The organism is Desulforhabdus sp. TSK (genome assembly GCF_022836495.1).
In the GTDB taxonomy this organism is placed as follows: Bacteria; Desulfobacterota; Syntrophobacteria; order Syntrophobacterales; family Syntrophobacteraceae; genus Desulforhabdus.
Genome location: NZ_BQXM01000293.1, coordinates 1 through 247, shown reverse-complemented (window position 1 = coordinate 247; position 247 = coordinate 1). Strand labels below are relative to the sequence as shown.

At 47.8% G+C, this 247-nt stretch carries 1 pseudogene; it reads left to right on the top strand.

From position 1 onward, the window contains the following. Positions 1–125 precede the first annotated feature (125 nt). A pseudogene (locus MWC30_RS22435) lies at positions 126–247 on the top strand (IS3 family transposase); the annotation flags it as partial.

Genomic DNA, 247 nt, shown 5'->3' with positions numbered 1-247 from the left:
CAGCCTATCTCTCCTTTAGTTTACTACAGGAGGCCATTGATCACATATTGAAGAACTTTGGAACGAAATACACAATCAACTTCTCCACCTAGAATGTTGTGAAACTTTTGCTTGGGTACTTAAGTGCTCTGGAGCGGGCTCTGGCAAAGGGAATTCCCGACATCTTCAATACGGACCAAGGCTCTCAGTTTACCAGTCGCCAGTTCACCGGGATTCTTCTGGACGGCGGCATCCGGGTCAGTATGGA